Source organism: Streptomyces sp. NPDC023838 (genome assembly GCF_040639555.1).
In the GTDB taxonomy this organism is placed as follows: Bacteria; Actinomycetota; Actinomycetes; order Streptomycetales; family Streptomycetaceae; genus Streptomyces.
Map to the genome: position 1 here is coordinate 115,176 of NZ_JBFAAD010000006.1, position 24,583 is coordinate 139,758.

At 73.7% G+C, this 24,583-nt stretch carries 20 protein-coding genes; 9 read left to right on the forward strand and 11 right to left on the reverse strand.

Annotated elements, in window-relative coordinates:
• Position 1 precedes the first annotated feature (1 nt).
• Complete coding sequence (locus tag AB0G17_RS09905) at positions 2 to 1,597, reverse strand: DHA2 family efflux MFS transporter permease subunit (protein ID WP_361378367.1); 1,596 nt, start codon at positions 1,595 to 1,597, stop codon at positions 2 to 4.
• Positions 1,598 to 1,962: 365 nt separating this feature from the next.
• On the opposite strand from AB0G17_RS09905, the gene AB0G17_RS09910 reads away from it, so the two are divergent.
• From AB0G17_RS09910 to AB0G17_RS09940, 7 genes are read left to right on the forward strand one after another with little or no spacing between them, the layout of a single operon-like run.
• On the forward strand, positions 1,963 to 3,759 hold the full coding sequence (locus AB0G17_RS09910; RefSeq protein ID WP_361378370.1) for a fatty acyl-AMP ligase: 1,797 nt from the start codon (positions 1,963 to 1,965) through the stop codon (positions 3,757 to 3,759).
• A gap of 42 nt (positions 3,760 to 3,801) precedes the next feature.
• Positions 3,802 to 4,125, forward strand: coding sequence for an acyl carrier protein (locus AB0G17_RS09915; RefSeq protein ID WP_361378373.1), 324 nt, complete (start codon positions 3,802 to 3,804; stop codon positions 4,123 to 4,125).
• The gene (locus tag AB0G17_RS09920) at positions 4,122 to 7,154 is read left to right on the forward strand and encodes a beta-ketoacyl synthase N-terminal-like domain-containing protein (protein ID WP_361378376.1); all 3,033 of its coding nucleotides are present in this window, start codon (positions 4,122 to 4,124) and stop codon (positions 7,152 to 7,154) included. The genes AB0G17_RS09915 and AB0G17_RS09920 overlap by 4 nt, the downstream gene beginning before the upstream one ends.
• Positions 7,151 to 8,182 carry a 3-oxoacyl-ACP synthase III family protein gene (locus AB0G17_RS09925; protein ID WP_361378379.1) on the forward strand — a complete coding sequence of 344 codons (1,032 nt, stop codon included), beginning with the start codon at positions 7,151 to 7,153 and terminating at the stop codon, positions 8,180 to 8,182. The genes AB0G17_RS09920 and AB0G17_RS09925 overlap by 4 nt, the downstream gene beginning before the upstream one ends.
• Positions 8,179 to 10,104, forward strand: coding sequence for an HAD-IIIC family phosphatase (locus AB0G17_RS09930; protein WP_361378382.1), 1,926 nt, complete (start codon positions 8,179 to 8,181; stop codon positions 10,102 to 10,104). Before AB0G17_RS09925 ends, AB0G17_RS09930 begins: the two co-directional genes overlap by 4 nt.
• 2 nt (positions 10,105 to 10,106) lie before the next feature.
• Positions 10,107 to 10,346: a phosphopantetheine-binding protein gene (locus tag AB0G17_RS09935; protein WP_361378385.1), complete on the forward strand. Its 240-nt coding sequence runs from the start codon at positions 10,107 to 10,109 to the stop codon at positions 10,344 to 10,346.
• Positions 10,343 to 11,146, forward strand: coding sequence for a thioesterase domain-containing protein (locus tag AB0G17_RS09940; protein WP_361378388.1), 804 nt, complete (start codon positions 10,343 to 10,345; stop codon positions 11,144 to 11,146). The genes AB0G17_RS09935 and AB0G17_RS09940 overlap by 4 nt, the downstream gene beginning before the upstream one ends.
• 12 nt (positions 11,147 to 11,158) lie before the next feature.
• Here AB0G17_RS09940 and AB0G17_RS09945 read toward each other — a convergent pair whose 3' ends face one another.
• Genes AB0G17_RS09945 through AB0G17_RS09960 form a run of 4 tightly spaced genes read right to left on the reverse strand, consistent with a single transcriptional unit; the run spans position 11,159 to position 16,368 of the window.
• Positions 11,159 to 12,010 (reverse strand): MBL fold metallo-hydrolase, encoded by an 852-nt coding sequence (locus AB0G17_RS09945; RefSeq protein WP_361378391.1) that lies wholly within the window; start codon positions 12,008 to 12,010, stop codon positions 11,159 to 11,161.
• Between the two features lie 52 nt (positions 12,011 to 12,062).
• Positions 12,063 to 14,000, reverse strand: a complete 1,938-nt coding sequence (locus AB0G17_RS09950; protein WP_361378394.1) for an AMP-binding protein — start codon at positions 13,998 to 14,000, stop codon at positions 12,063 to 12,065.
• Positions 14,000 to 15,172 (reverse strand): thiolase family protein, encoded by a 1,173-nt coding sequence (locus tag AB0G17_RS09955; protein ID WP_361378397.1) that lies wholly within the window; start codon positions 15,170 to 15,172, stop codon positions 14,000 to 14,002. The genes AB0G17_RS09950 and AB0G17_RS09955 overlap by 1 nt, the downstream gene beginning before the upstream one ends.
• Positions 15,172 to 16,368 (reverse strand): alpha/beta fold hydrolase, encoded by a 1,197-nt coding sequence (locus AB0G17_RS09960; RefSeq protein ID WP_361378400.1) that lies wholly within the window; start codon positions 16,366 to 16,368, stop codon positions 15,172 to 15,174. Before AB0G17_RS09960 ends, AB0G17_RS09955 begins: the two co-directional genes overlap by 1 nt.
• Positions 16,369 to 16,492: 124 nt before the next feature.
• Between AB0G17_RS09960 and AB0G17_RS09965 the strand changes: the two genes are divergently transcribed.
• Positions 16,493 to 17,110, forward strand: a complete 618-nt coding sequence (locus tag AB0G17_RS09965; protein ID WP_361378403.1) for a TetR/AcrR family transcriptional regulator — start codon at positions 16,493 to 16,495, stop codon at positions 17,108 to 17,110.
• Between the two features lie 24 nt (positions 17,111 to 17,134).
• Here AB0G17_RS09965 and AB0G17_RS09970 read toward each other — a convergent pair whose 3' ends face one another.
• The 5 genes from AB0G17_RS09970 to AB0G17_RS09990 form a co-directional block, all read right to left on the reverse strand.
• Entirely contained in the window at positions 17,135 to 20,329 is a 3,195-nt protein-coding gene (locus AB0G17_RS09970; protein ID WP_361378406.1) for an amidohydrolase family protein, read from the reverse strand.
• A 97-nt stretch (positions 20,330 to 20,426) separates the two neighbouring features.
• Complete coding sequence (locus AB0G17_RS09975; protein WP_079126386.1) at positions 20,427 to 20,798, reverse strand: toxin Doc; 372 nt, start codon at positions 20,796 to 20,798, stop codon at positions 20,427 to 20,429.
• Between the two features lie 2 nt (positions 20,799 to 20,800).
• Positions 20,801 to 21,049, reverse strand: coding sequence for a ribbon-helix-helix protein, CopG family (locus tag AB0G17_RS09980; RefSeq protein ID WP_361378410.1), 249 nt, complete (start codon positions 21,047 to 21,049; stop codon positions 20,801 to 20,803).
• A gap of 73 nt (positions 21,050 to 21,122) precedes the next feature.
• The gene (locus tag AB0G17_RS09985; RefSeq protein WP_361378413.1) at positions 21,123 to 21,902 is read right to left on the reverse strand and encodes a methyltransferase domain-containing protein; all 780 of its coding nucleotides are present in this window, start codon (positions 21,900 to 21,902) and stop codon (positions 21,123 to 21,125) included.
• 41 nt (positions 21,903 to 21,943) lie between these two features.
• Positions 21,944 to 23,104, reverse strand: a complete 1,161-nt coding sequence (locus tag AB0G17_RS09990; protein WP_361378416.1) for a serine hydrolase domain-containing protein — start codon at positions 23,102 to 23,104, stop codon at positions 21,944 to 21,946.
• Between the two features lie 182 nt (positions 23,105 to 23,286).
• Here AB0G17_RS09990 and AB0G17_RS09995 point away from each other — a divergent pair, with 182 nt between their 5' ends.
• Positions 23,287 to 23,481 (forward strand): hypothetical protein, encoded by a 195-nt coding sequence (locus tag AB0G17_RS09995; RefSeq protein ID WP_361378419.1) that lies wholly within the window; start codon positions 23,287 to 23,289, stop codon positions 23,479 to 23,481.
• Positions 23,482 to 23,593: 112 nt separating this feature from the next.
• Here AB0G17_RS09995 and AB0G17_RS10000 read toward each other — a convergent pair whose 3' ends face one another.
• Positions 23,594 to 24,358: a helix-turn-helix domain-containing protein gene (locus AB0G17_RS10000; protein ID WP_361378422.1), complete on the reverse strand. Its 765-nt coding sequence runs from the start codon at positions 24,356 to 24,358 to the stop codon at positions 23,594 to 23,596.
• Positions 24,359 to 24,583 lie beyond the last annotated feature (225 nt).

Sequence of the window (24,583 nt, forward strand, 5' to 3'; positions counted from 1 at the left end):
CTCAGACCTCCGAGGAGTGGTGGACTCTGGCCGTCTCGTCCGCACCGGCGGGTTCGTCGGGCGTACGGGCGGGCAGCAGGAGCAGGCTGACGAGCGCGCCGAGGAAGGTGACCCCGGCGGCGACCAATGCGGTGACGTGCATCGCGGAGACGAACGAGTCGACGGCGTGGCCCGCGAGTGCGGCGCCGCGCGGGCCGAGCGCATCGGCCACGGCGAGGCTGCTCTGCACGGACTCCCCTGCCCTGTCGCGCAGTTGGCCCGGCACGGCTCCCAGATGGTCCGACATCCGCGAGCGGTACGCGGTGGACAGCACGGAGCCGAGGACCGCGACGCCGAGCGCCCCGCCCACCTGGCGGAAGGTGGTGTTGACGGCCGAGCCGGTGCCCGCCCGCTGCCGGGGCAGGGCCGACATCACGGCGGCCGTGGCGGGCGGCATCACACAGGCGATGCCCACGCCCAGGACGAAGAAGACGGATTCGAGCAGCCACAGCGAGGTGTGCTCGTCGACGGTGGCGACGGTGACGAACGCCGCGGTGGTCAGCAGCATCCCGGTGGCGCACACCGGCCGGACCCCGATCCGCTTGGCCGCGAGCGTGGCGGGCGGCGAGAAGGCCAGTTGGGCCACGGCCAGCGGCAGCAGGCAGTACCCGGCCTGCAAGGGCGTCCAGCCGCGCACGCTCTGCAGATAGAAGACCAGGAAGAAGGTGGCGCCGAGCAGCGCGAAGAACACCAGGCCGATCACGGTCACGGCGGCCGAGAAGCGCGGGATGCGGAACAGCGCGATGTCGAGCGCCGGGCGCTCGGCCCGCCGCTCCCAGGCGACGAAGGCGGCCAGCACGACGAGCCCGCCGAGCATCGTCCCCCACACCCGCCCCGCCGCCCAGTCGTCCCACTCGCCGCCCTGGATCACTCCGTACACCAGCAGGGTCAGACCGGCCACGGACAGGGCGACGCCCACCGGGTCGAAGCCGCCGCGCCCGGGGTCCCTGGACTCCGGCACGACGACCAGCGCGGCGACGGTGCCGATCACCACGATCGGGATGTTGATGAGGAAGACCGAGCCCCACCAGAAGTGCTCCAGAAGCGCGCCGCCGGTGATGGGGCCGACGGCGACCGCGAGCCCGGCCGCTCCGGCCCAGATGCCGACGGCCTTGGCGTGTTCGGCGGGCGGGAAGACGTTCATGATGATCGCCAGCGTCGCGGGCATCACCAGCGCTCCGCCGACGCCGAGTCCGGCGCGGGCGGCGACGAGTTCGCCGGCGCTGCCCGCGTAGGCGGACCAGAGCGAGCAGCCGCCGAAGACGACGAGCCCGGTCACCAGAGTGCGTTTGCGGCCCCAGCGGTCGGCCAGCACTCCGGTGCTGAACAGCAGGGCCGCGAAGACGAGCGTGTACGAGTCCACCGACCACTGCAGCGCGCTGGAGGAGGCGCCCAGGCCCTGGGGTGCGGGTTCGGCGAGCGTCTTGAGCGCGACGTTCAGGATCGAGGTGTCGAGAACCACGAGCAGGAGGCTCACCACGAGGACGCCCAGGACCCACCAGCGGTGGGTGGCGGCCTGGTCCTGCTCGGTCGTGCGGGGTTCGAGCTGAGTGGTCACGGATGCCGCTCCTCGGAAGGAAGAGGGTGCTGCGTGAACTGCCGTCTGTAGCGGTGCGGTTCACGACGCTAGACCCGCCCACCAATCGAGTCAATGCCGTATCGAAACAGTCCTGACTCATATCCCGGCCACGGGAGGGGACTCAAGGAAGGAGGCTCCGGGGTGCGGCACTGGGTGCCAACTCCCCCTCCCCGTACGGGTGAACGCGCCTCCACGCCCCCTCTCCGCCGCACCCTGCGGGAAGCCCCGGAGCTGCGACGTGCACCTCAAGGCTGCCTTTACAAGTCCTTTTCACTTCCCGCCAACGATGGTTCAGCAGATGGCACTTGGTGCCGCGCCAGCCGGACAGAGCGACAGGGGAAGAGATGCACAGGACCTTGACCGAGGCCGTACGCGCCGGAGCGGAGCAGCACCCCGACCGGCTCGCGTTCGTGTACCTGCACGAGGACGGCCGGACCATGCGGCCCGAGGAGCTCACCTACGCGGAGCTGGACCGCCGCGCCCGGCTCGTCGCCACCCGGCTGCGCCAGGAGTCGCTGGGCGACCCGAGCCGCCCGGTGCTGCTGCTCTACCCGCCCACGCTCGACTTCGTCGCCGCGTTCCTCGGCTGCTTCTACGCCGGGCGCACGGCCATCCCGGCCCCGCTGCCGGACGAGCCGGGCGAGCGGCTGGCCCGGGTCAGCGGCATCCTGCGGGACGCGTCGGTGGGCGCGGTCCTGACGGTCCCCGGCCAACGCCAGGCGCTCGCCGCCTGGCTGGCCGCCGCCGGGGAGCGGGACGTGGTGTGCCTGGCGCCGGAGGAGGACGGCGAGGATCCCGGGCCGTGGCTCCCGCCGCAGGTCCGCGCCGACGACGTGGCCTTCCTCCAGTACAGCTCGGGCTCCACCAGCGAGCCCAAGGGCGTCATGGTCACGCACGCCAACCTGGCCGCCAACCAGGAGGCCATCCACCGGGCCATGCTCACCGAGCCGGGCGTCGTCACGGGCAGCTGGCTGCCGCTCTACCACGACATGGGTCTCATCGGGATGACGCTGCACCCGCTGTGGATGGGCGGCACGAGCGTGCAGATGTCGCCCATCTCCTTCATCAAGCAACCGTACCGCTGGCTGCGGATGATCCACGACTACCGCGTCGAGGGCACCGCGTCCCCCGACTTCGGTTACGAGCTGTGCGCCCGCCGCACCACCGACGAGCAGGCCGAGGGGCTCGACCTGTCGAGCCTGCGGGTGGCGCTCAACGGGGCGGAGCCGGTGCGCGCCGCCACCATCCGCACCTTCACCGCGCGCTTCGCCGCCAACGGGCTGCGCCCCGAGGCGCTGTTCCCCTGCTACGGCCTGGCCGAGAACACCCTGCTGGCCTCCGCCGGGGACACCACCACCCGGCACGTCGAACTGGCCGTCGACGCGCACCTCCTGGAGCAGCACGAGCTGCGCCCGGCCCGCCCCGACCGCATCTCCAGGACCCTGGTCGGCTGCGGCGCGCCGGCCGGGAACGAGGTGCTCATCGTGGACCCCATGACCCGCGAGGCACTGGCGGACGGCCAGGTCGGCGAGATCTGGCTGCGCGGACCGTCGGTGGCGCGCGGCTACTGGAACCGCCCCGAGGCCACCGAAGAGACCTTCCGCGCCGAGACCGCCGACGGCCGCTCCGGCTATCTGCGCACCGGCGACCTCGGCGGCCTCGTGGACGGGGAGCTGTTCGTCACCGGCCGCATCAAGGAGATGCTCATCCACCACGGCCGCAACCTCTACCCGCAGGACATCGAGCAGGCCGTGCAGGACTCGGGTCCGTCCCTGCGGCGCGGCGGCGGGGCGGTGTTCACCGTCGGGGACGAGGAGGGCGACCGCTCGCACGTCGTGGTGGTGCAGGAGGTCCGCCCGACCCCGCAGGGCGAGCCCGACCTGCCCGTACTCGCCGCCCAGGTCCAGACGGTGCTCAGCCGCAGGTTCCAGCTCCCCGCCGCCAGTGTGGTCCTGGTGCGCCCCGGCGCGGTCCGCAAGACCACCAGCGGCAAGACACAGCGCACCCTGATGCGCCGGCTGTTCGTCGACGGCGCCCTGCCCGTACTCCACCAGCGCCTGGAACGGCCGGTCGCGGAGCTCGTCGCCCGCCCGGCCGAGACCGCCGGGCACTCCGCTCCGCTGGCCGCCCCCGGCCGCTGAGCCCGCCCGGCCCACCGAGCGCCCCCAAGGAAGAGGTTCCTCATGTCCATCGCCCCCGACACCCGCACCGCGATCCGCCCGCAGACCCCGGTTCTGGCCCCGGCGGACCTGGAGAAGTGGCTCACCGACCGGGTGGCCTTCCATCTGCACCGGCCCGCCCGGGAGATCGACCCGACCACCCCGCTCGCCGACTACGGCATCGACTCGGTGGCCGCCATCGGCATCTGCGGCGAGATAGAGGAGCGCCACCTGCTGGCGGTCCCGCCGACCCTCGCCTACGACTTCCCGACGGTACGCGCCATCGCCGGGCACCTCGCCGAGCTGCTCGCCGTCGGTGATGCCGCGGACGCCGGGGTGGCCTCATGAGCGCACCCGAACCGGTCGCGGTCGTCGGGCTCGACTGCCGCTTCCCCGGGGCCCGGGACGCAGGCGAGTTCTGGAATCTCCTGATGGAGGGCCGGGACGGCACCCGGCGCGTCCCCGAGGAGCGCTGGGAGGCGGACCGCTACCGGCTCGACGGCCCGGCCGCCCCGGGCGAGGCCCGGCCCCCCGGCCGCTCCAACACCGTGCGCGGCGGCTTCATCGACGACCCGGACGCCTTCGACCCCGCCTTCTTCGGGATCTCGCCGCGCGAGGCGGCCGCCATGGACCCGCAGCAGCGGCTGCTGCTCCAGTGCTCCTGGCGCGCCATCGAGGACGCGACGGTGGCCCCCGAGGACCTGGCCGGCACCGACACCGGCGTCTTCGTGGGGGTGATGGCCAACGAGTGGGCCCACCTCCAACTGGCCGACTACGACCGGATCACCGCCCGGCACGGCTCCGGCAACGGCTACTTCATGGGCGCCAACCGGGTCTCGTACCACCTGGACCTCAAGGGTCCCAGCCTCGCGGTCGACACGGCGTGCTCGTCCTCGCTCGTCGCCCTGCACCTCGCCTCCGGGGCGCTGCGCACGGGCGACTGCGACTACGCGCTCGCTGCGGGCACCAACCTGATCATGACGCCCGTCCTCAACATCTTCTACACCCAGGCGGGCCTGTCCGCGCCCGACGGCCGCTGCAAGCCGTTCAGCGCCTCGGCCGACGGCATCGGCCGCGCCGAGGGCGTCGCCGTACTGGTCCTGCGCCGGCTCGCCGACGCGCTCGCCGACCGCCAGCCCGTCTACGCCGTGCTGCGCGGCACCGGTGTCAACCAGGACGGCCGCAGCAACGGGATCACCGCGCCCAACCGGTGGGCCCAGCAGGAGCTCATCGAGCGGGTGTGGCGCGCAGCCGAGGTCGGCGCCGACGACATCGGCTTCATCGAGGCACACGGCACCGGCACGCTCCTCGGCGACATGATGGAGGCGCAGGCGCTCGGCCATCTCACCAGCGGGCGCAGCGGCGGCAGCGTCGCGCTCGGCTCGGTCAAGAGCAACTTCGGGCACGCCGAGGGGGCCGCCGGGATCGCCGGGGTCGTCAAGACCGTCCTCGCCCTGCACCACCGCACCGTGCCGCCCAGCCGGTTCGCCGACGACGAGAACCCCAGGCTCCAGCTGCCCGGGCGGCGTCTCGCGCTGCTCAGGTCCCCGCTGCGGCTGCCGTCCGGTACCGTGCACGCCGCCGTCAGCAGCTTCGGCATGGGCGGCACCAACGCCCACGCGGTGCTCTCCTCCCCGCCGCGCGCGGTCCACCGCTCCGGCGAGCGGGTCCCGGGCGTGTTCACCGTGTCCGCCCGCTCCGCGCGCCAGCTGCGCCCCAATCTGCTGGCCCAGGCCGACGCGCTGGCCCGGCTGCCGGAGGACCGGCTCGCCCAGCTGTGCTGGACCAGCAACCGCGTCAAGTCCCGGCTGCCGCACCGCGTCGCCGTCGCCGCGGGCGATCTGGCGTCCCTGGTGTCCGGGCTGCGCGCGGCCGCCGGTCGCGCCCACGACGAGGAGGGCGGGGTGCGGCGCACGGCGCCCTCGGTGGCGTACGCGTTCACCGGACAGGGCGCCCAGCACCCCGGCATGGCCGCCTCCTGGTACACCTCCTCGCCCGTCTACGCCCGCCTCTTCGACGAGATCGACGAACACCTCGCCGGCCACCTCGGCCGCTCGGTGCGCGACGCGGTCCTGGAGGGCGATCCGGGGGTGCACCGCACGGGCCTGGCCCAGCCCGCGCTCTTCGCGGTCGAGTACGCGATGGCGGGCGCCCTGGCCGACGCCGGGATCCGGCCCGCCGCCGTCATCGGCCACAGCATCGGCGAGTTCGCCGCCGCGTGCGTGGCCGGAGTGCTCGAACCCGCCGACGCGGCCCGCCTCGTGGCCCGCCGGGGCGCGCTCATGGAGGCGCTCCCGGACGGCGGCGGCATGCTCGCCGTACCGCTGCCGGAGGCGGAGGTGGAGGCGCTGCTCAGTGATCCCGCGCGGGTGTGCGTCGCGGCCGTCAACGGCCCGCGCAGCACCGTGGTCGCCGGTGGGACCGACGAACTCGCCCTGCTGCGCACCACGTTGGCCGACCGGGGTGTCAAAGCCCGCCCGCTGACCGTCTCGCACGCCTTCCACTCCCCGCTGATGCGGCCCGCCGTCGAACCGTTCCGGCAGGAGGGCGCGGACGTGGCGGCGCGCGCCGCCTCGGTGCCGGTCTTCTCGACCGTGTACGGAAGGGTCATGGGCGACAAGGAGCGCATGGACGCCGCGTACTGGGCGCGCCAGATCACCGCGCCGGTGCGGTTCGCCGACGCCGCCGCCGAGCTGTTCTCGTCGGGCGTCACACATGTCGTGGAGATCGGCCCGCGCGCCGTGCTCACCCCCATGCTCGCCCGGCTCAGGCCGGCCGACGCGGACCCGGTGAGCTGCCTCGCCGCCCACCCGGGCGAGCGCGCGCCCCGCCACCCGCTGCACCATCTGCTCGGGGAGCTGTGGAGCGCCGGGGCCGACCCCACCTGGGACAGCCTGTACCCGGAGGCGCACCGCGTGCCGCGCCGGCTGCCGCCGTACGTCTTCGACGACAGCTTCCGCGCCTGGCGCTCGGCCGCGGCCCCCGGCCTGCCCGCGCCCCAGCCCCCCGCCATGGACGCGGCAGCCGCGGTACCGCCGACGGCGGACCTCGCGCAAACGTGCCCGCCGGCCCCGGACGGAGGTTCCCCCCGCCGGGTGTCCGAGGTGACGCACCGTCTGGTGTGCCGGGTCGGCGGGCACGACCCCTCGGCGGTACGGGCCCACTCCCGCCTGGCCGAGGACCTCGGCTTCGACTCGATCCAGGTCATGGAGCTCAAGACCCGTATCGAGAACGAGCTGCCCGAGCTCGGCAGCCTGCCCGTCGAGGAGCTGCTGGCAAGCCTGGAGACCGTGGGCGACCTCACCCGCTATCTGGGCGAGCGCCTCCTCGTACCGACTGCCCCGACACCGTCCGCCCCGGAAGGACCGCGCACATGAGCCCCTCACCCGCCCCCGTCGCCCACCTGGTCTCGGTCGGCACCTGTCTGCCGGGCGAGCCGGTGGACAACGCGACCCTGGCCAAGCTCGTCGGCGTCGACGAGCAGTGGGCCGAGATGTTCATCGGCAACGTCAGCCGGCACTTCGCCGTCGACCTGGCGACCGGCCACGTGCGCCACTCGCTCGCGGACATCGCGTCGACCGCGGCGGACCGCGCCCTGGCGGCGGCGGGCCTGGAGGCCGTCGACATCGACTGCGTCGTCATGGGCACCGCCACCCCGGACCAGCTGATGCCCGCCACCGTGAACCTGGTGGCGGACCGCCTCGGCATCGACAACGTCCCCACCTACCAGCTCCAGTCGGGCTGCGCCGGGGCCATACAGGCGCTCGACGTGGCCCGCACCATGCTCCTGGCCGGGCGCTGCTCCACGGTCCTGGTGATCGGCGGCGACGTCTGCGCCAAGCACCTGGAGACCGACTTCGACCCCGGCTCGCGCACCCCCGCCGAGCTGGTCAACTACATCCTGTTCGGCGACGGGGCGGGCGCGGCGGTGCTCAGCGCCGAGTCCTTCGGCGAGCGCGTCGAGATCCGCCAGATCCTCAACCGCCTGGTGGGCCTGGGCAAGGCGCCCGGCCAGGTCATCGACTGGTTCGGCCTGGGCGACCGGCACAGCGACCGCACCGCGGTCTCTGAGGACTACAAGGCGATCGAGGCGGCGGTGCCGGTGCTGGCGACCCAGATGTTCTGGGAGCTGATCGGGGACGTGGGCTGGACGGCCGACCAGGTGGACTATCTGCTCCCGCCACAGCTCTCCGGCCGTATGAGCGACCGCATCTCCGACGCGATGCCCGCCCCGCTCGCCCAGCGCGTCAACGTGGTGCGCACGGTGGGCAACAACGGCAACGCACTGCCCTTCCTCCAGCTCGCCGAACTGCTCGGCCAGTGGCAGGGCGGCGGGCGCGCGGTCACCGTCGCCGTGGAGTCCAGCAAGTGGATCAAGTCCGGCATCGCCCTGGAGCGCGCATGACCACGACAGCCACCAACGCCACGGCCGCCGAGGGCAGTTGGCAGGATCCCGAGGCCCTGCGCACCCTGCGCGGCCTGTACGCCGCCGGGCGCCTTGAGGCCGAGTACGCCTCGGTGCGGCCGCTGCTCGCGCGGCTGCCGGAGCGGCAACTGCCCGCCGCGGGCCAGCTGCTCGCCCGGCTCGACCGCGACGACGTCGTGCGCCACCACCCCGGCGTGCCCGTGGTGACCGTCGCGGTCACCGGCCAGTCCACCGTCGCCCCGCTGGTCGCCCCGCTCACCGCGGAGCTGGCGCGCCACGGACTGCTGCTCGACCCCGTGGTCTCGCCCTACGGCTCGTATCTGGCGGACCTGCTCGGTCCCGCCGGCTCCGCCGCCGGGCCCCAGCCCCGTCTCACCCTGTGCCTGCTGGACGCGCACACCGTCTTCGAGGAGGTGCCGCTGCCCTGGCGGGTCGAGGACGTCGAGGCCGCGGCCCGATCCCGGCTCGCCCTGATCGGGCAGGCCGTGCGCGCCCATCAGGACGGCGGGCGCGGCCCGCTGGTCCTCAACACGGTTCCGCTGCTGCACCGCCACGCCCGCCAGCTCGTCGACCTGCGCTCCCGGGCCCGACTGGGCGTCGTCTGGCGGGAGTTCAACAGCGGACTGCTCGCGCTCGCCGAGGAGCACCCCGGGCTGATCGTCGTCGACCTCGACCCGCTGATCGCGCAGGGGACACCCGCGTACGAGCCGCGCACAGGTCTGTACGCCAAGGCTCGCCTCGCCGAGGGGCTGCTCGCGAGCTACGCCCGCGACGTCGGTCACCTCGTGACGGGGCTGCTCGGGCGGACCCGCAAGTGCCTCGTCCTCGATCTGGACGGGACGCTGTGGGGCGGGGTGCTCGGCGAGGACGGGATGGACGGCATCGAGCTCGGCAGCGGGTTCCGCGGCGAGGCGTTCGTCGAGTTCCAGCGCGTGGTGACCCAGCTCGGCTCGCAGGGGGTGCTGCTCGCCGTCAGCAGCAAGAACGACGACGCCAGAGTGCGCGAGGTGCTGCGCGAGCACCCCTCGATGCTGCTGCGCGAGGACGACTTCGTCCGCGTCAACGCCAACTGGTCGGCCAAGCACGACAATCTGCGCGACATCGCGGAGCGGCTCGGGATCGGCCTGGACAGCTTCGTCTTCGTCGACGACAGCACCTTCGAGTGCGGTCTGGTCCGCGAGCAGCTGCCGCAGATCGCGGTGGTCCGGGTCGACGAGGAGCCGGCTCTGCACCCGGCCGCGCTGCTCGCGGACGGCTGGTTCGACCTGCCCGTGCTCACCGACGAGGACCGCGAGCGGGCGGGCCGCTACCGCACCGAGGCCAGGCGGCAGGAGTTCCGCGAGGACACCGGCTCGTACCAGGACTATCTGGACGGTCTCGGCATCGAGGTGACGGTGCGCCCGCCGGAGCCCGCGGAGCTGACCCGGGTCTCCCAGCTCACCCTGCGCACCAACCAGTTCCACCTCGCCCCCGAGCGCCTCCAGCTGCCGCAGGTGCGCGAGTGGGCCGAACACCCGGACCGCAGCGTGCTGGTGGTCCGGGCCCGCGACCGGTTCGGCGACCACGGCCTGGTCGGCGCGGTCTTCCTGCGCCGCGACGCGGAGGACCTGCACATCGACAACTACGTACTGAGCTGCCGGGTGTTCTCGCGCGGCATCGAGAGCGCCTGCCTGGCGGCCGTCCTGGAGCACGCGGCGGCGTCCGGCGCGCACGGCGCGCTCGCCCGCCACCGGCCCACCCCGCGCAACGCCGCCTTCGCCTCCTTCTACATCGACCACGGCTTCGTCCCCTCGGGCGTCGCCCCCGACGACCCCACCACCGTCGTCTTCCGCCACGCCCTGCGCGACCTCACGCCCGCCCCCGCCCATCTGCGGCTGCACACCGCCTTCGAGGAGAACTGACCATGACCGCCACCGCCATCGCCGACGCCACCGGATTCTGCGCGCTCCTGGAGGACGAACTCGGCATCCGTGTCGCCCCCGAGGACCTCGACCGCCCCCTCGACGAAGTGGCCGAGTGGGACTCGGTGCATCTGCTGCGCCTGGTCACCGTGGTGGAGAGCGTCACCGGCCGCCGCATCCCGGTGGCCGACCTGCTGGAGGCCGTGACCTTCCAGCAGATGTACGAGGTGGTGCGCGCGTGAGCGGCCCGGCCACGGCCGCTCCGGCGGGCTGCCTCGTGCGGGCGCCGCGCGAGGACGCGCCGCTGCGGCTGTTCTGTTTCCACCACGCGGGCGGCGGGGCGTCGTTCTTCGGCCCGTGGCCCGCGCGGGTGCTGCCCGGGGTCGACGTCGTGCCCGTGCAGTTGCCCGGCCGCGAGTCCCGGTTCCGCGAGCGCCGGTTCACCGATGCGGGGACCCTGGCCAAAGCCCTCGCCGACGAGCTCGCCCCGTGGCTCGACCGCCCGTACGCGGTGTACGGGCACAGCATGGGCGCGCTGACCGGCTTCGCGACGGTGGCGGCCCGGATGCGGGCGGGGGGCCGGGCGCCGCTCGCGCTGTTCGTCGGCGCGTACGCGGCCCCGCACCTCACCCCGCCCCTGCCGCCCGCCGATCTGTACGGTGACGCGGACCTCGCCCGCCTCCTGGTGGACGTCGGCGGGCTGCACCCGCAGTTCCTGGGCCGCGACGACTGGCTGCGCGCGCTGCTGCCCATCGTCCGGGACGACCTGCGCATCTGCGCCAGCCACCGGGAGGCCGGGCTGCCGGACCCGGAGGCGGCCAAGCAGCGGCTGCCGCTCGACATCCGGGCCTTCGCGGGCGCGGACGACGCTCTCGTGGACCCCGGCGCGGTCTATGCCTGGGCGCGGTACGCGCGGGAGTTCCGGCTGACCACCGTGCCAGGCGGCCACTTCTTCCCGCGCGATGCCCCCGAGCCGTTCTTCGAAGAGCTCAACCGCTCCCTGGCCGCGCTGCTCACCGAGGCGCGGAGGACCGGAACATGACGGACCATCAGTTCACTGCGGGCGTACCACGCGCGGCACCCCGGCCATGCGCCGGCGGGCCTCCTCCGCGTTCTTCTCGTACAGGGTGCGTTGCTCGTCCACACCGGGCATGACCCACAGCGGGCGCGAGGAGCCGTCGGCGAAGGCGAGCCCTTCGGTGTCGGGGCGCAGCCCCGTCACGGTGAGCGCGAACGGCTCCTGGTAGTCGATGGCGCCGTCGGAGGTGAGACGGAAGGGGCGGTCGTGGCCCGGGTAGATGACATCGGCCGCCCGGACCACCCGGTCGATGCTGCGGGCCGCCAGCTCGGCGTCCCAGAAGATCAGCGGGTTGCGGCGCGTCGTGGCCACGTACGCGAAGTGCAGGGCGTCGCCGGTGATCGCGGCCACCCCGGCGTCCGTGTCGACCAGGACGCCGATGCTGCCGGGCGAGTGTCCGGGCAGGCCGATGACGCTGACGCCGGGCAGGATCTCCTCGCCGTCCACCACCTCCCGGATGGGCAGCTGTTCGAGCAGCAGCCCCGTCCAGGCGGGGGTCGCCCAGTCGTTGGAGTGCGGCGCGTGCGCGTAGCGCCGCTCGTCGGCGTGGAGGAGCAGCTCGGCGCCGGGGAAGAGGTCGATGTTCTGTACGTGGTCCCAGTGCGCGTGGGTGAGCACCACGGTGTCGATGTCCGCCGCCGTCAGACCGTGGGCCGCGAGCGCCGCCCACAGATGGGGCCGGCGCCCCACATGGGCGGCGTCGACGAGGATGGTGCGGGGGCGGCCGGTGGCGTCGGCGCCCCGGACGAGGAAGACCCCGCAGAAGGCGGGGTAGCCCTGGTCGGTGTCGATGGCGAAGCCGGGCAGGAGAATGTCGATCGTCGGCATGGAACTCCCTTGTCTATGGCCGCTGTTGGCGTGCGGACGGCCGTGTTCCGGGTCAGCCCTCGGCCACCTCGTGGAGGGCGGCGCGCAGCGCTGCGAGGCTGTGCGGGTTGGCGAGCGTGGACAGGTCGCCGGGCACGTCCTGGGTGACGCAGTCGCGGATCAGCCGGCGCATCACCTTGCCGGTGCGGGTGCGCGGCAGTTCGGGCAGGGCGACCACGCGGCTGGGCCGGAAGGCGGGCCCCAGCGCGTCGGCCACGCGGGTACGGATCCGGTCGGCCTCGGGCGCCGACAGCGTCCCGTGCGCGGGCACCACGAAGCACCAGAGCGCCTCGCCCTTCACCGGGTGCGGCACCCCGACCGCCGCCGCCTCGGCCACAGCGGGGTCCCCGAGCACGGCCTCCTCGACCTCGGCGGGGCCGAGCCGTTTGCCCGCCACCTTCATCACGTCGTCGAGGCGGCCGTGCACGAACCACTCCCCGTCGGAGCGGGACGCGAGGTCGCCGTGGGACCAGCGGCCGGGCCTGCGGCTGAAGTAGGTGTGGGCGAACCGCTCGGGCGAGCGCCACAGCCCCCGGGTCATGCCCGGCCAGGACTGACGGATCACCAGCTCGCCCATCTCCCCCTCGCCGGCCTCGGCGCCGTCCGCGTCCTCGATGACCGCGTCGATGCCCAGACAGGGCCCGGTGAAGCCGCACGGCGACTGCGGGACGGTGGGCGCGGACGCCAACAGCGAACCGCCCACCTCGGTACCGCCGCTGATGTTGATGACGGGGCAGCGTCCGCCGCCGACCTCCTCGGAGTACCAGCGCCAGGCGTCCTCGGTCCAGGGCTCGCCGGTGGAGCCGAGGATCCGCAGCCGGGACGCGGCGGACCCGGGCCCGGCGCCGGTCATCATCGCCCGCGCGAGGCTGGGCGAGCTGCCGAAGACGCTGACGCGGTGCTCGTCCAGGAGCCGCCACAGCCGGGCCGGGTCGGGGTGGTCGACGGCGCCTTCGTACGTGAGGACGCAGGCGCCCGCGAGGGTGCAGCCGATGACGACCAGGGCGAACATGATCCACCCGGGGTCGGTGACCCAGAACGCCACGTCGTCGGGGCGCACGTCGAGGTTGTAGCGGACCTCGGAGCCGACCTGGACGGGAAACCCGCCGTGGGTGTGGACGGCGCCCTTGGGGCGGCCGGTGGTGCCGGAGGTGTACAGCACGAGGAAGGGGGCGTCGGCGGGCAGCGGAACGGTCTCGGCGGGCTTCGCCTCGGTCAGCGCCCGCCAGGTGGTGGTGGCGGCGCCGGACAGCGAGGCGCTGTCCGGCGGCTCGTCGGCGACGACCACGAGGTGGCGCACGTCGGGCACCTTCCGCGCCGCCGCGCGGGCGACGGGCAGCATCTCGTACCGCTTGCCGCGCCGGGTCGTCGCCCCGGCCGTCACCAGCACCCGGGCCCCGGCGTCGGCCAGCCGCACCGCCAGCGCCTCGGTGCCGAAGCCGGAGAACATCGGGACCAGTACGGCGCCGATGCGGGCGCATGCGAAGAGCAGCACGAAGGCCTCGGGACCGGGTGGCAGATACCCCGCCACCCGGTCCCCCTCCCCCACCCCCAGGCCGCGGAGTCCCGTGGCGACCCGGGCGCTGAGCCGCGCCGTCTCGCGGTAGCCGAGCCGTCCCCGTGTGCCGTCCTCGCGCTCCCAGCGCAGGGCGTCCGCGTCCGGGTGGCCGTGGCGTACATGGCGCTCCAGACAGGACTCGACCAGGTTGGTCCGCCCGCCGGGGAACCAGCGCGTGGCGGCGATCCCGCCCCGCCCGTCGCGGGCGCACAGCGGCTGCTCGTGCCAGACGATGCCCATGTCGCGGGCGGCGCTGGACCAGTACCACTCGGGGTCGGCGACGGAGCGACGCTGGAGTTCGCGGTATCCGTCCAGGCCGTGGGTCCGGCAGAACCGGGCGACGTTGCTGTGCTCGGTCAGCTCCCGGCCCGGGTACCAGGCGTACTCACCCATCAGCGGGCCTCCGGGTTCTCGATGAGCGCGGCGATGCCCTGGCCGCCGCCGATGCACAGCGCGACGACGGCGAACCGTCCGCCCGTGCGGCGCAGTTCATGGGCGGCCTTGAGCAGCAGGATGGTTCCCGTCGCGCCGATCGGGTGGCCGAGCGCGATCGCCCCGCCGTTCGGGTTGACCCGGTCGGGGTCCAGTTTGAGGTCGTCGAGTACGGCGAGGACCTGCGCGGCGAACGCCTCGTTGAGCTCGACCACCGCGATGTCGTCGACGTCGAGTCCCGCGCGCCGCAGCAGCTTCCTGATGGCGCCGGCGGGCGCGAAGCCCATGATCTCCGGCTCCAGCGCGGTGACCACCACATCGCGCAGCAGACAGAGCGGGACGGTTCCCGGGAGCAGCTCCGTGCCGCGGGTCATCACCACCGCGGCGGCCCCGTCGTTGAGCCCGGCCGCGTTCCCGGCGGTGACCGTGCCGTCGGGGGCGAAGGCGGGGTCGAGCTGGGCGAGCCGTTCCACGGTGGTGCCGGGGCGCGGGTGTTCGTCCTTGCCGACCGTGCCGTCCGGCGTGAGTACGGGAACGATCTGGCCGGCGAACCGCCCCCGTGCCAGCGCCTCGGCGGCCCGCTGCTGGCTACCGGCGGCCCAACTGTCTTGACGCGCCCGGGAGATGGCGAACCGCGCGGCCACGGCCTCCCCCGTGAGCCCCATCGGGCCGTGCGCGAACGGGTCGGTGACCAGCGAGAACGTACCGTCGATCCGAGGAGTGCCGGGGAGTTCGTCGGCGGCACGCTCGCTGTAGTCGAGCAGCGGCTGGCGGGTCATCGACTCATTGCCGCCGGCCACCATGACCTGCGCCTCGCCCAGGGCGAGCGTCTGCGCGGCGGACCAGACGGCCTGGAGGCCGGAGCCGCACAGCCGGTTGACGTTGTACGCGCGGACACCGACCGGCAGCCCGGCGGCCAGCGCCGCCCGCCGGGCGTTGAACGCGTCCGGCCCCACCTGGCCGACGCATCCGAGGACGACCTCGTCGACGGCCTGCGGGTCGACGCCCGCCCGCACCAGCGCTTCCTGGATCACCAGGGCGCCGAGCCGGTGCGCCGGGATCGACCGCAGCGCGCCCTTGAACCGCCCGATGGGCGTGCGTACTCCCTGGACGACCGCTATGTCGGACAGCATCAGATCCCCCGCTCGTCGAGCCAGTCGAACACCTGCTGGTGGAAGTGGAGGGCGGCGCCCTCCTGGCAGTGCTCGCCGGAGCCGTCGGCGGCGGCGAACCGGACGAGGTCCTTCTCGGCGCGCAGCGCGGCGTGCACCCGCTGCGCCTCGCCGCGTGCCACGACGTCGTTCTCGGCGTCCAGGACCAGGGTCGGGCAGGTGATGTGCTCGGCCACGCCGTCGAGGTTGTACGGCATGCAGGCGCGCAGGGCCTCGGCCGGGGTCGTGGCCCCGAACGCCCACATGCCGTGGCGCAGGAACCAGCGCAGCTGGGTGCTGTGGGACATGGCCACCCCCAGGGCGGGCCCGGCCACCTCGTCGCGGCTCTCCGCGACCCATTCGGCGAGGTGCGCCGGGATGCCCGTCAAGGGCAACCGGTAGAAGTCGTAGATGCCGTTGTGCAGGACGCAGGCGGCGAAGCGCCGTTCGAAGGCGGCCGCCCGGGCGGCGAGGAGCCCGCCGAAACTGGTGCCGAAGAGGACGAGCCGCCCGGGGTCGACACCGGGCAGCGTGAGCGCGTGGTCCACCACCGGGGTGACCACCGCCTCCCAGTCCGGCCGGAAGGCCAGGCCCTGCTCGCGGCGCACGGACTGCTGGCCGGGCCCCTCGAAGGCGAGCACGTGGTAGCCGCGCCGCAGGGCGCCCGCGCCGACCATGAAGTACAGCTCCTCCAGCGTGGAGTCGTACCCGCCGTGGTGGATCACGGTCGGCCGGGGCTCGTCCGTGGGCCCGGCGAGGAAGAGGTAGCCGGGCAGGGTCGTGCCCTCGTACGGGATGCGCTGTGGGATCACCGGGGTGTCGAACAGCTCTGCGGCGCGGGCGAACGTCTCGCGCGAGTGCCGCGCGAGGCGGTCCGACTCGGGGTCGCTGTCGCGGTCCTCGACGCGGAAGAAGTCGGCCGTGCGGTAGTAGTTGGAGGCCCGCAGCAGCGCCTCGCGCGCGCTCACCCGGTGCCCGGCGGCCAGTGCGTCGTCGCCGGTGCGGTGCAGACGGGCGGCGGTGGCCGACCAGGCGCGGCACCAGGCCGCCTCGTTGCCGTCCGGAACGTCCTGGCAGGTGACGAGCGTTTCTCCGAGATCGGCTCCCCCGCAGGCGGCGTGTCCCGCGGTGCGCAGCGCCTGGAAGGAGAACGCCTTGTCGTCGAAGAGGAACTTCACCGCGGGCCTCCCGCTGAACCACTGAACCACTGAACGGAACGGCACCGTTCCGGCTCGTAGGGCGCGAACGTACACCCGCCGCAGCACGGAACGCAACCGTTCCGTTCCGTGTTAGTCTCCGATCATGGCAAGCCTCCGTGACAGCGAAGTACGGCGTCCGCCCGCCGGTGTCGGCGTCCTGCGCGAGTCCGTGACCGAAACGATCCGCCGGGCGATGTTCGAGGAGCTGGCGGAGTCCGGGTACGCACGGATGTCCATGGAGGCCGTGACCCGCCGAGCGGGCGTCGGCAAGGCGGCGCTCTACCGCCGCTGGCCCTCCAAGGAGGCCATGGTCGTCGAGCTGGTCTCCGAGGCGGCGGCCGCGCACATCCCGACGACGACGGACTCGGGGTCGCTCCACGGCGACGTCGAACGGTTCGTCCGCGAGACCCTGGGGGCGCTGCGGCACCCCCTGGTGGGCCGGATCATCCCCGACCTCCTGGCCGAGTCGGCCCGCAGCGCCTCGCTCCACGACGCGCTCCACCACGCCGTCCTCGCCCCGCGCCGCTCGGCGGTCGCGACCCTCCTGGACCGCGCGACGGTACGGGGCGAACTGCCGCCCGACATCGACACGAGCCTGGCCACCGACCTGTTCGGCGCGCCGCTGTACTTCCGCATGCTGGCGGCGGGCGGTCCGACCGACGACGCCTATGTCACCCGGCTGACCCACGCCATCGTCGCGGCGGTCGCCGCGAGCCGCTGACCACCCGCCGCGCCCCGCCCGCGTTCACCCGGGCAGTTCGGCCTCCATGTCGCAGCACCCGCCGCGCCGCATCAGCCGCCCCACCGAGAGCCACTCCTCGTCGGCGGCCGCGTGCCGCGCGTGCTGCTCGAACGCGGCCACCAACTCCTCGGTCTCGTACGGCACTCCGCCCCGGAGCACGGCGACCGTCCGTACCATCGCGTCGAAGTCCTCGAACGGGTCGCCGTCCACCACGGTCAGGTCGGCGATCTTCCCCTCCTCCACGGTGCCGAGGTGCCGCTCGACCCCGAAGAGGCGGGCCGGGAGCACGGTCGCGGTGCGCAGGGCCGCCGCCGGGGAGAAGCCGCCCCGGTGCAGCGCGCGCAGGCCCAGGTGCAGGGAGAGGCCGACGGGGACGATCGGCGCGTCCGTGCCGAGCGCGACGAGGCCTCCGGCCGCGAGGACACGGCGGTAGACGTCGGTCTCCGTGCGCAGCGTGGCCAGTTGGGCCGCCGTCGGCGGCACACCCGCCGACTGCCGCACCGCCGCGGAGTCCCACGGCGGCATCACGACGGTGACCCGGGGATCCTCGGCGAGAGCGGGATCGGCCCCGATCAGCGGCGCCGAGGTGAACGGCGTGGCGATGAGCGCGAAGTTGACGCCGCGCGCGGAGTAGACCTCCACCACGTCCTCGTACGCACGCCCCGACGCGGTGGTGGCGTGCCCGAACTCGGCGCGCTGGGTTGCCTGCAGATGGGTCGTCAGGTCCTGGCCCACCTGCACACCGGGCGAGAGCAGATGGCTTCCGGCGCGCACCCCGAGGCGTTCGTGGGCGAACCGGGCCGCCGCCTCCATCACCCAGCCCGGCGCGCGCACATAGGTCTTGACGAAGTCCCAGTCGAGCGCCGCGCCCCGCTCCAGCGACCGCCGCAGCCCCTCCTCGGTGCGATGGGCGCGCCCCATGCTGTACGCCACCCGGGAGCCGTCGAGCAGCTCCCCCGTGGTCAGCAGCCGGGGTCCGGCGAGCTGCCCGGCGGCCACCGCCTCACGGATGCGGGCCTGTTCGTAGGCGAATCCGCCGAGCGAGACGGCCGTGGTGATCCCATAGGTGAGCTGGCCGGCGGTCTGACGGCCGCCGTAGGTGCTCTGCCAGGGGTGGGTGTGCGTGTCCCACAGGCCGGGCACGACCGTCCGCTCCGAGGCGTCGATCCGGCGCAGCGCCCCACGGCCGCGGTGCGGCTCGACGGCCGCGACGCGCCCGTCCCGTACGACGATGTCGACGTCGTCGCGGACCTTCTCGCCGGTGCCGTCCCACAGCCGCCCGGCGTGCACCACCACGTCGGCGGGCGCGGGCCGGCGCGCCTCCAGCGGCACCCGGACCGTGCGCGCGGGGCCGCCGTCGACGCCGATGAGCCGAAGCCGTGCCCCGGACAGATACAGCAGCGTCTTCGAGTCCCCCGACCAGGACGGGTGGTCGGCGGGTTCACTGGTCAGGGTGCGCGGCGGGCCCTGCGGGGTGCCGTCGGGGGCGACGGGCAGCAGGCAGAGCGCGGACTCGACGATCACCGCCATCCAGCGCCCGTCGGGCGACCAGACGGGCCCCGAGTCGTACCGGTCCGAGAGGGAGACGTGCGGTGCCACCGCGTGGAGGCGGGCGGTGCCGGTCTCGGTGTCGACGACCCGGATGAGGTTGTAGCCCTCCCTGAAGCGGGCGTTGAGGCGGTTGCGGTCGCAGAGCGCGACATGGCGGCCGTCGGGCGACCAGCTGGGACGGCCGGGCAGTCCGCCGCCGCCCAGCGGCGCCGCCAGGACGCGTTCGGTGCCGGACGCCAGGTCGCGTACGAGCAGGTGGCCGGTCATGTCGAGGCAGGCGAGCCGCTTGCCGTCGGGCGAGAGCGCCGGGTGCACCCGCCCGCCGGTCGCGAGGGCGCTCTCCTCGCCGGTGGCCAGATCCCGACGGTAGACGCCGAGCAGCCCGTCGCGGTCGTCGGCGTACAGCAGCGCCCGCCCGTCGCGCGTCCAGACGGGACCGAGCAGATAGCGCGTCGGCGCCGACTCGCGCAGCCGCTCGGGCGGCCGGGCGCCCGAAGTGTCCGCCAGCCACAGCGTGTTGAGCGCGGCGAACGCGATGCGCCGCCCGTCCGGCGAGAGCGCGGGCAGATGCACGCCCCGCACCGGCCGCACGCGCCCCTCGCCGAGGTCGTACTCCTTGACCCGGTAGCGCGGCCGCTCCACCGGCAGCACGCCCTCGAACGAAATCGCCTCCGCCTCGCCGGGCCGGTCGGGCCGTATGAGCGTGAAGCGCCCGTCGACGGTCAGCAGCAGCTCCCCGGCCGCCGTCCAGCGCGGGGGCACCGGCGCGACGTCCCCGGCGACGGGGACCGGCTCGCCGTCGACGACGAGCACGCAGGAGCCGTTCGGCGCGGCGGTGGTGCGCAGATGCGCGAGGCGGCGGCCGTCGGGCGCCAGGGCCGGGCACATGACCTGCGCGGCCTGGCTCTCCGTGTACACGACGCCGACGGGCCCGGTGCCCTCGGCCGCGACGGCGGCGACGGTCCGCGCCTCCACGCCGAGCCCCATGGGGGTGGTGACCACTTTCGCGCGGACGAACAGGATCCTCGTCCCGTCCGGCGACCAGGTGGGGTCGAAGTCCTCCCAAGCCCCGTCCTGGAGCGGCCCGTCCTGGCCGGGGAGCCCGGTGAGCCGGGTGAGCCGCCCGGTCCGCAGGTCCAGCACATGGATACGGTACGAGCTGCCCGCCACCGGGTCGCCCGCGCGCTCGGACGCGAAGGCGATCCGCGTTCCGTCCGGCGACCAGGCCGGTCCCCGGTCGTCCCAGGGCCCCTCGGTGCGCCGTCGCACCTGCGAGCCGTCCGGCCGCATGGTCCACACGTGATATCCGCCGCCCTCATAGGCGCAGAACGCGATGAGTGATCCGTCGGGCGAGTGGACGGGACGGCCGGGTTCGAGACCGGCCGGGGTGAGCGGCACGGCCTTGCCGCCGTGCCGGGGCAGCGACCACAGCACGCTCTGGACCTCGGCGACCAGCCAGTCCCCGGCGGGCGAGAGGCTCGCGGAGCCGTTGGTTGCCGCGCTGAACGACAGCGAGAGCCCGTCGCGCTGCCGAGCCGCCACCGGCACCGCCCCGACGGCGGTGACGGCCCCGGCCGCACCGGCGGCGGCGAGCAGTTGACGGCGGGAGAGGGAGCTCGCGGCGGCGCCGCTCGGGTCACGGTCCATGACCCCACACGCTGGCGCACCACGCGCCCCAGGGGCAACGGTGCCATTCAGGCCAAATGGGTCGTCAGATGGGCGTCCATTGCGTGTCAGATGCGTGTCAGATGCGCCAGGACCGTATCCGGTCGGCCGCGTCGTAGGCGTCGGTGTGGCCCGCGTCTATGTCGCGGGCGAGATCGATGAGCGCGCCGTACGGCGCGTCCAGGCCCTCGCCGGCCGCGTTCATGTACGCGACCACCACCGCCGCTCCGAAGAGCGCGTTGCGTGCGGGCAGGGGGCGCAGTCGGATGATGGCGTGCATCAGCGCGCCCGCCCGCCAGGAGTTGTCGACGGTCGCCTCGACCCGGGGGGTGTTGACGCGGTGGCGGCCGACGGCGGCCACCAGGCTGGAGAAGTCGTGGACGGTGGGCTGTTTGGGCAGCACTTCCGTCTGGCGTTCGAGCAGCCAGCGGATGTCGATGTGGAACTCCACCGTCAGGCGGCCCGCCCCGAGGAGTCCCGCTGGTCGGGGGCGTCGTCGGGAAAGGCCGCGTCGAAGGCGTCGCCCTGGTCGGCGATGAAGGAGCGGAAGACCTCCGCCGCGCCTTCCAGCCGTGGATCGCGCACCGCCTCGTACGCGGCCTGCGTGATGAGCGCGGTCACCGTCGAGCCCTCGGCCGCCGCGCGCTCCTTCAGCAGCGCGTGCAGCTGGTCGTCGACCCGGATCGTCACTGACTTGGACATGCTTCGACCGTACAGCAGGCCGTACAGCGCGGGACCGCCTCCGCCGAAACGGCCCCGCGAGCGCGGGGTCGTATCACTCGGGCACCGAGCGGACCAGGACCAACGAGCCCTCGTAGAAGGCCTGCCGGCGCAGCGCGCCGAAGCGCGCGTCCCACGCCCCGCTGTCCAGGTCGCGGCGCAGATCGCGGGCGAACCGCTCGCGCGCCGCCTCGTCCACGAAGCTCCAGGCCGAGCACGCCTGCCGGGCGCCCGGGTCGAGCAGCATCTCCGGGCGGGCGTAGTACGCCTCGTTGAAGCCGTCGGTGCAGTCCACCGGGATCGGCACCGGCCGCACCGTGACGCCGCCGCCCAGCGCGTCGGCGACGTCCGCGATCGCCGGGTAGCGGCGGGCCTCGGTGTCGAGCACCTCGGGGGCGTAGGCGTGCAGCCAGAAGTCGCGCACCCGATCAGGGTCACAGGTCAGCACGGCCACCGGTCCGCGCGTCACCCGCCGCATCTCGCGCAGCCCCGCTCTGACGCCGCTCCACTGGTGCACGCTGAACGTGGTCATCGCCGCGTCGAAGGCGTCGTCGTCGAAGGGCAGGTTCTCGGCCACCGCGTCGATCGCGGGCGGCAGATGGGCGGGCCGCTGGGCGCGCATCGACGCGGACGGCTCGACCGGTGTCACCTCGCGCGCGGTGGACTCGTACGAACCCGCCCCGGCGCCCACGTTCAGCACCGTGCGCGCGTCCCCCAGCGCCTGGGAGATGAACTCCTCGATACGGGGCTCGGGGCGCCGGTAGTCGGCGTAACCGACGCCTATCGTGCCGTAGTCCGCGTCTCCCGCGCTGCCGTCAGTTCTGCGTTCATTCATGATCCGAACCTACTGGGTACGTAGCAAGTCCCCTATGGGCATCAGGCGTTCGCCGCGTACCGCCAGAAATCATGCATCGCGGAGGGAAGCGGTGAGGGTCCGGCGAGCTCCAGCTGCGTGAGCAGGATCGTGACCGCGCCCGTGGACGGGACGATGTGCGCCGCCGTTCCGGTGCCGCCGACCCAGCCGAACCGGCCCGGCACGTTCCACGGTTCGATCGCCTCGACGTCGACCGCGCCGCCGAACCCCCAGCCCTGCCCCTCCAGGAACAGCGTGCTCGCCGCGCGCTGGGCCGGGGTGAGGTGGTCGGTCGTCATCTGCCGTACGGAGTCGGGCGACAGGACGCGGTGGCCGTCGAGCGTGCCCCCGGCGAGCAGCATCCGGGCGAAGGCGTACAGATCGTCCACGGTGGAGACGAGCCCGCCCGCCCCGGACGGGAACGCGGGCGGGGTGCTCCACTGCCCGTCCGGCGCGTCGACCAGCTCCAGGCCGGCGGAGCCCGGAGCCCCGGCCCGGTAGTAGCCGGTGAAGCGGCCCAGGTCGGCGGCCGGGACCGCGAAAGCGGTGTCGGTCATGCCCAGCGGCCCGAAGATCCGCTCGGCCAGGAACTCCGGCAGCGGACGCCCGCTGACCCGGGCGATCAGTACGCCCTGGATGTCCGAGCACGCGTTGTACAGCCAGGCCTGGCCGGGCTGGTACAGCAGCGGGATCCGGGCGAGCGCCGCCATCCACGCGTCCGGCGCGGCGACGGCCTGCGGCTGCGGCGGGCCTTGGAGCAGCTCGGTGAAGAGCGGCGCGACGGCAGGGAGCGAGAAGTCACCCGGGAAGCCGTATCCGGCGCGGAAGGTGAGCAGATCGGCCACGGTGATGGGTCGGGCGGCCGGGACCACGTCGTCGACCGGGCTCTCGGGCGTACGGACCACGCCGGGCGACGCCAGCTCCGGCAGCCACTCCCGCACCGGTGAGTCCAGCGCGATCCGGCCGTCGTCGACCAGGGTCATCACCGCCGCCGCCACGATCGGCTTGGTCAGCGACGCGATCCGGAAGATCGAGTCACGGGCCATGGGCGCGCTGTCCTCGCCGTCGGTGACCCCGACGGCCCGCACCTCCACGCGGTCGCCCCGGGCCACCAGTCCCACGGCGCCGGGCGCACGTCCGTCGCCGCCCACGTGCTTGTCGAGGATGTCGTGCAGATCGCTCATCGGTCCACCTTCGGAAGTCGGAAGCCGCCCCGGGGAACTCGGCAGCCAGAAGGAAGACCCATGGTGGCACCCGAACTCATCGGTCCCACGGCCACCGATGGGTACCGGTCGACACCCGTGCGTACCTGCGCAGACGGCTAAGATCGCCAGGATTTTTCACAAACGGGGAAGGAATGCGACCAGTGCGCGTTTGGGGCAAGGGCATCGCGCTGGCGACCGCGGGGGCGGCGCTCGCGGTGATGCTGGCGGGGTGCGGAAACGGCGAGTCGGAGCACGACGGCGCGGAGGGAGGCGGTGCGAACGGCACGGGCGCGCCCGATCCGGAACGGGCCGAGCCTTACCGCGGCCCGGTGGTCGTGGACGAGCCGGCCGCGTAGAGCCGCCGTCGACAAGAGCGGGAGAGGAGGGGTGCTGCCGGGTCGGGCAGCACCCCTTTGTGGTCGCGCCGGGAATCCGGGAACCCGAGAACCGGGGAACCCGGGAATGCGGTCAGCGGTTGAACACGCTCGTGCGGCTCCCTTCGACGGCCGCCGTGCCGTCCAGCGGGGTGTGGTTCGCGAGTCCGCAGAGCTGCGCGGGGGTCAGGCCCGCCAGCGCCTTGAAGTCGCGGTTCAGATGGGCCTGGTCGTAATAGCCGCACGCCGCCGCGAGTTCGGCGAGCGAGGCGTGCGAACCGTACGGCAGCGTCAGCGCACGCTGGAACCGCAGGATCCGGGCGACGGACTGCAGCGGCAGACCGATCTGCTCCCGGAAGAGCACCTGGAGCCGTCGGCCGCCACGGCCGGTGGCCCCGGCCAGTTCACCCAGCGTCATCCCGCCGTGGCACGCGCTCAGCCTGCTCCAGGCCTCGGCGACCACGGGCGAGGGCACGGGGCCGTCGGCCAGCAGGCTCGCCAGGGCGTCGTCGAGGACCGCCCAGCGCGCCTCCCAGCCGGGTGCCTCGGCGAGCCGTTCGGTCAGCCGCTCCGTCCATCTCTTTCCCAGCAACTCGTCCGGGTGCACGGTCTCGTTCGCCAGCTGGTGCATGGATATGCCCAGGCACATATAGGCGCCGAGCGGGGTGAAATCCACCTCGACGGCCTGCCCGGACCCCCGGTAGCCACCGAGGACGGGCGAGGTCCGCAGACCTCCCACCAGCGAATACCACGTGCCACCCGCCGATCCGCTCTCACCCGCGCCGAACAGGTGCAGCGGGTCGCCCCAGCCGACGATCAGCGTCACCGTCGCGGCGGGAAGGGTGAGCCTGGCCGGCATCCCTCCCGGTGTGCGCCGGCCCCGGTACTTGACCACCTGACCCCGCAGCCAGTCAGGTGCCGCTCGTTCCACACTCTCCCCTCGGTCTTCGGTAATCAAGGATGCTTTGGCCTCCACCTGCAACCCTCTCCTCACCATGCGCGTGTTCCGCCGACCGGAATCCGGCAAGGCAGTGCGCCTTATTACAAGACCAGCGGTCGGCCTCGGCAGCAGTCTGTGATGGCA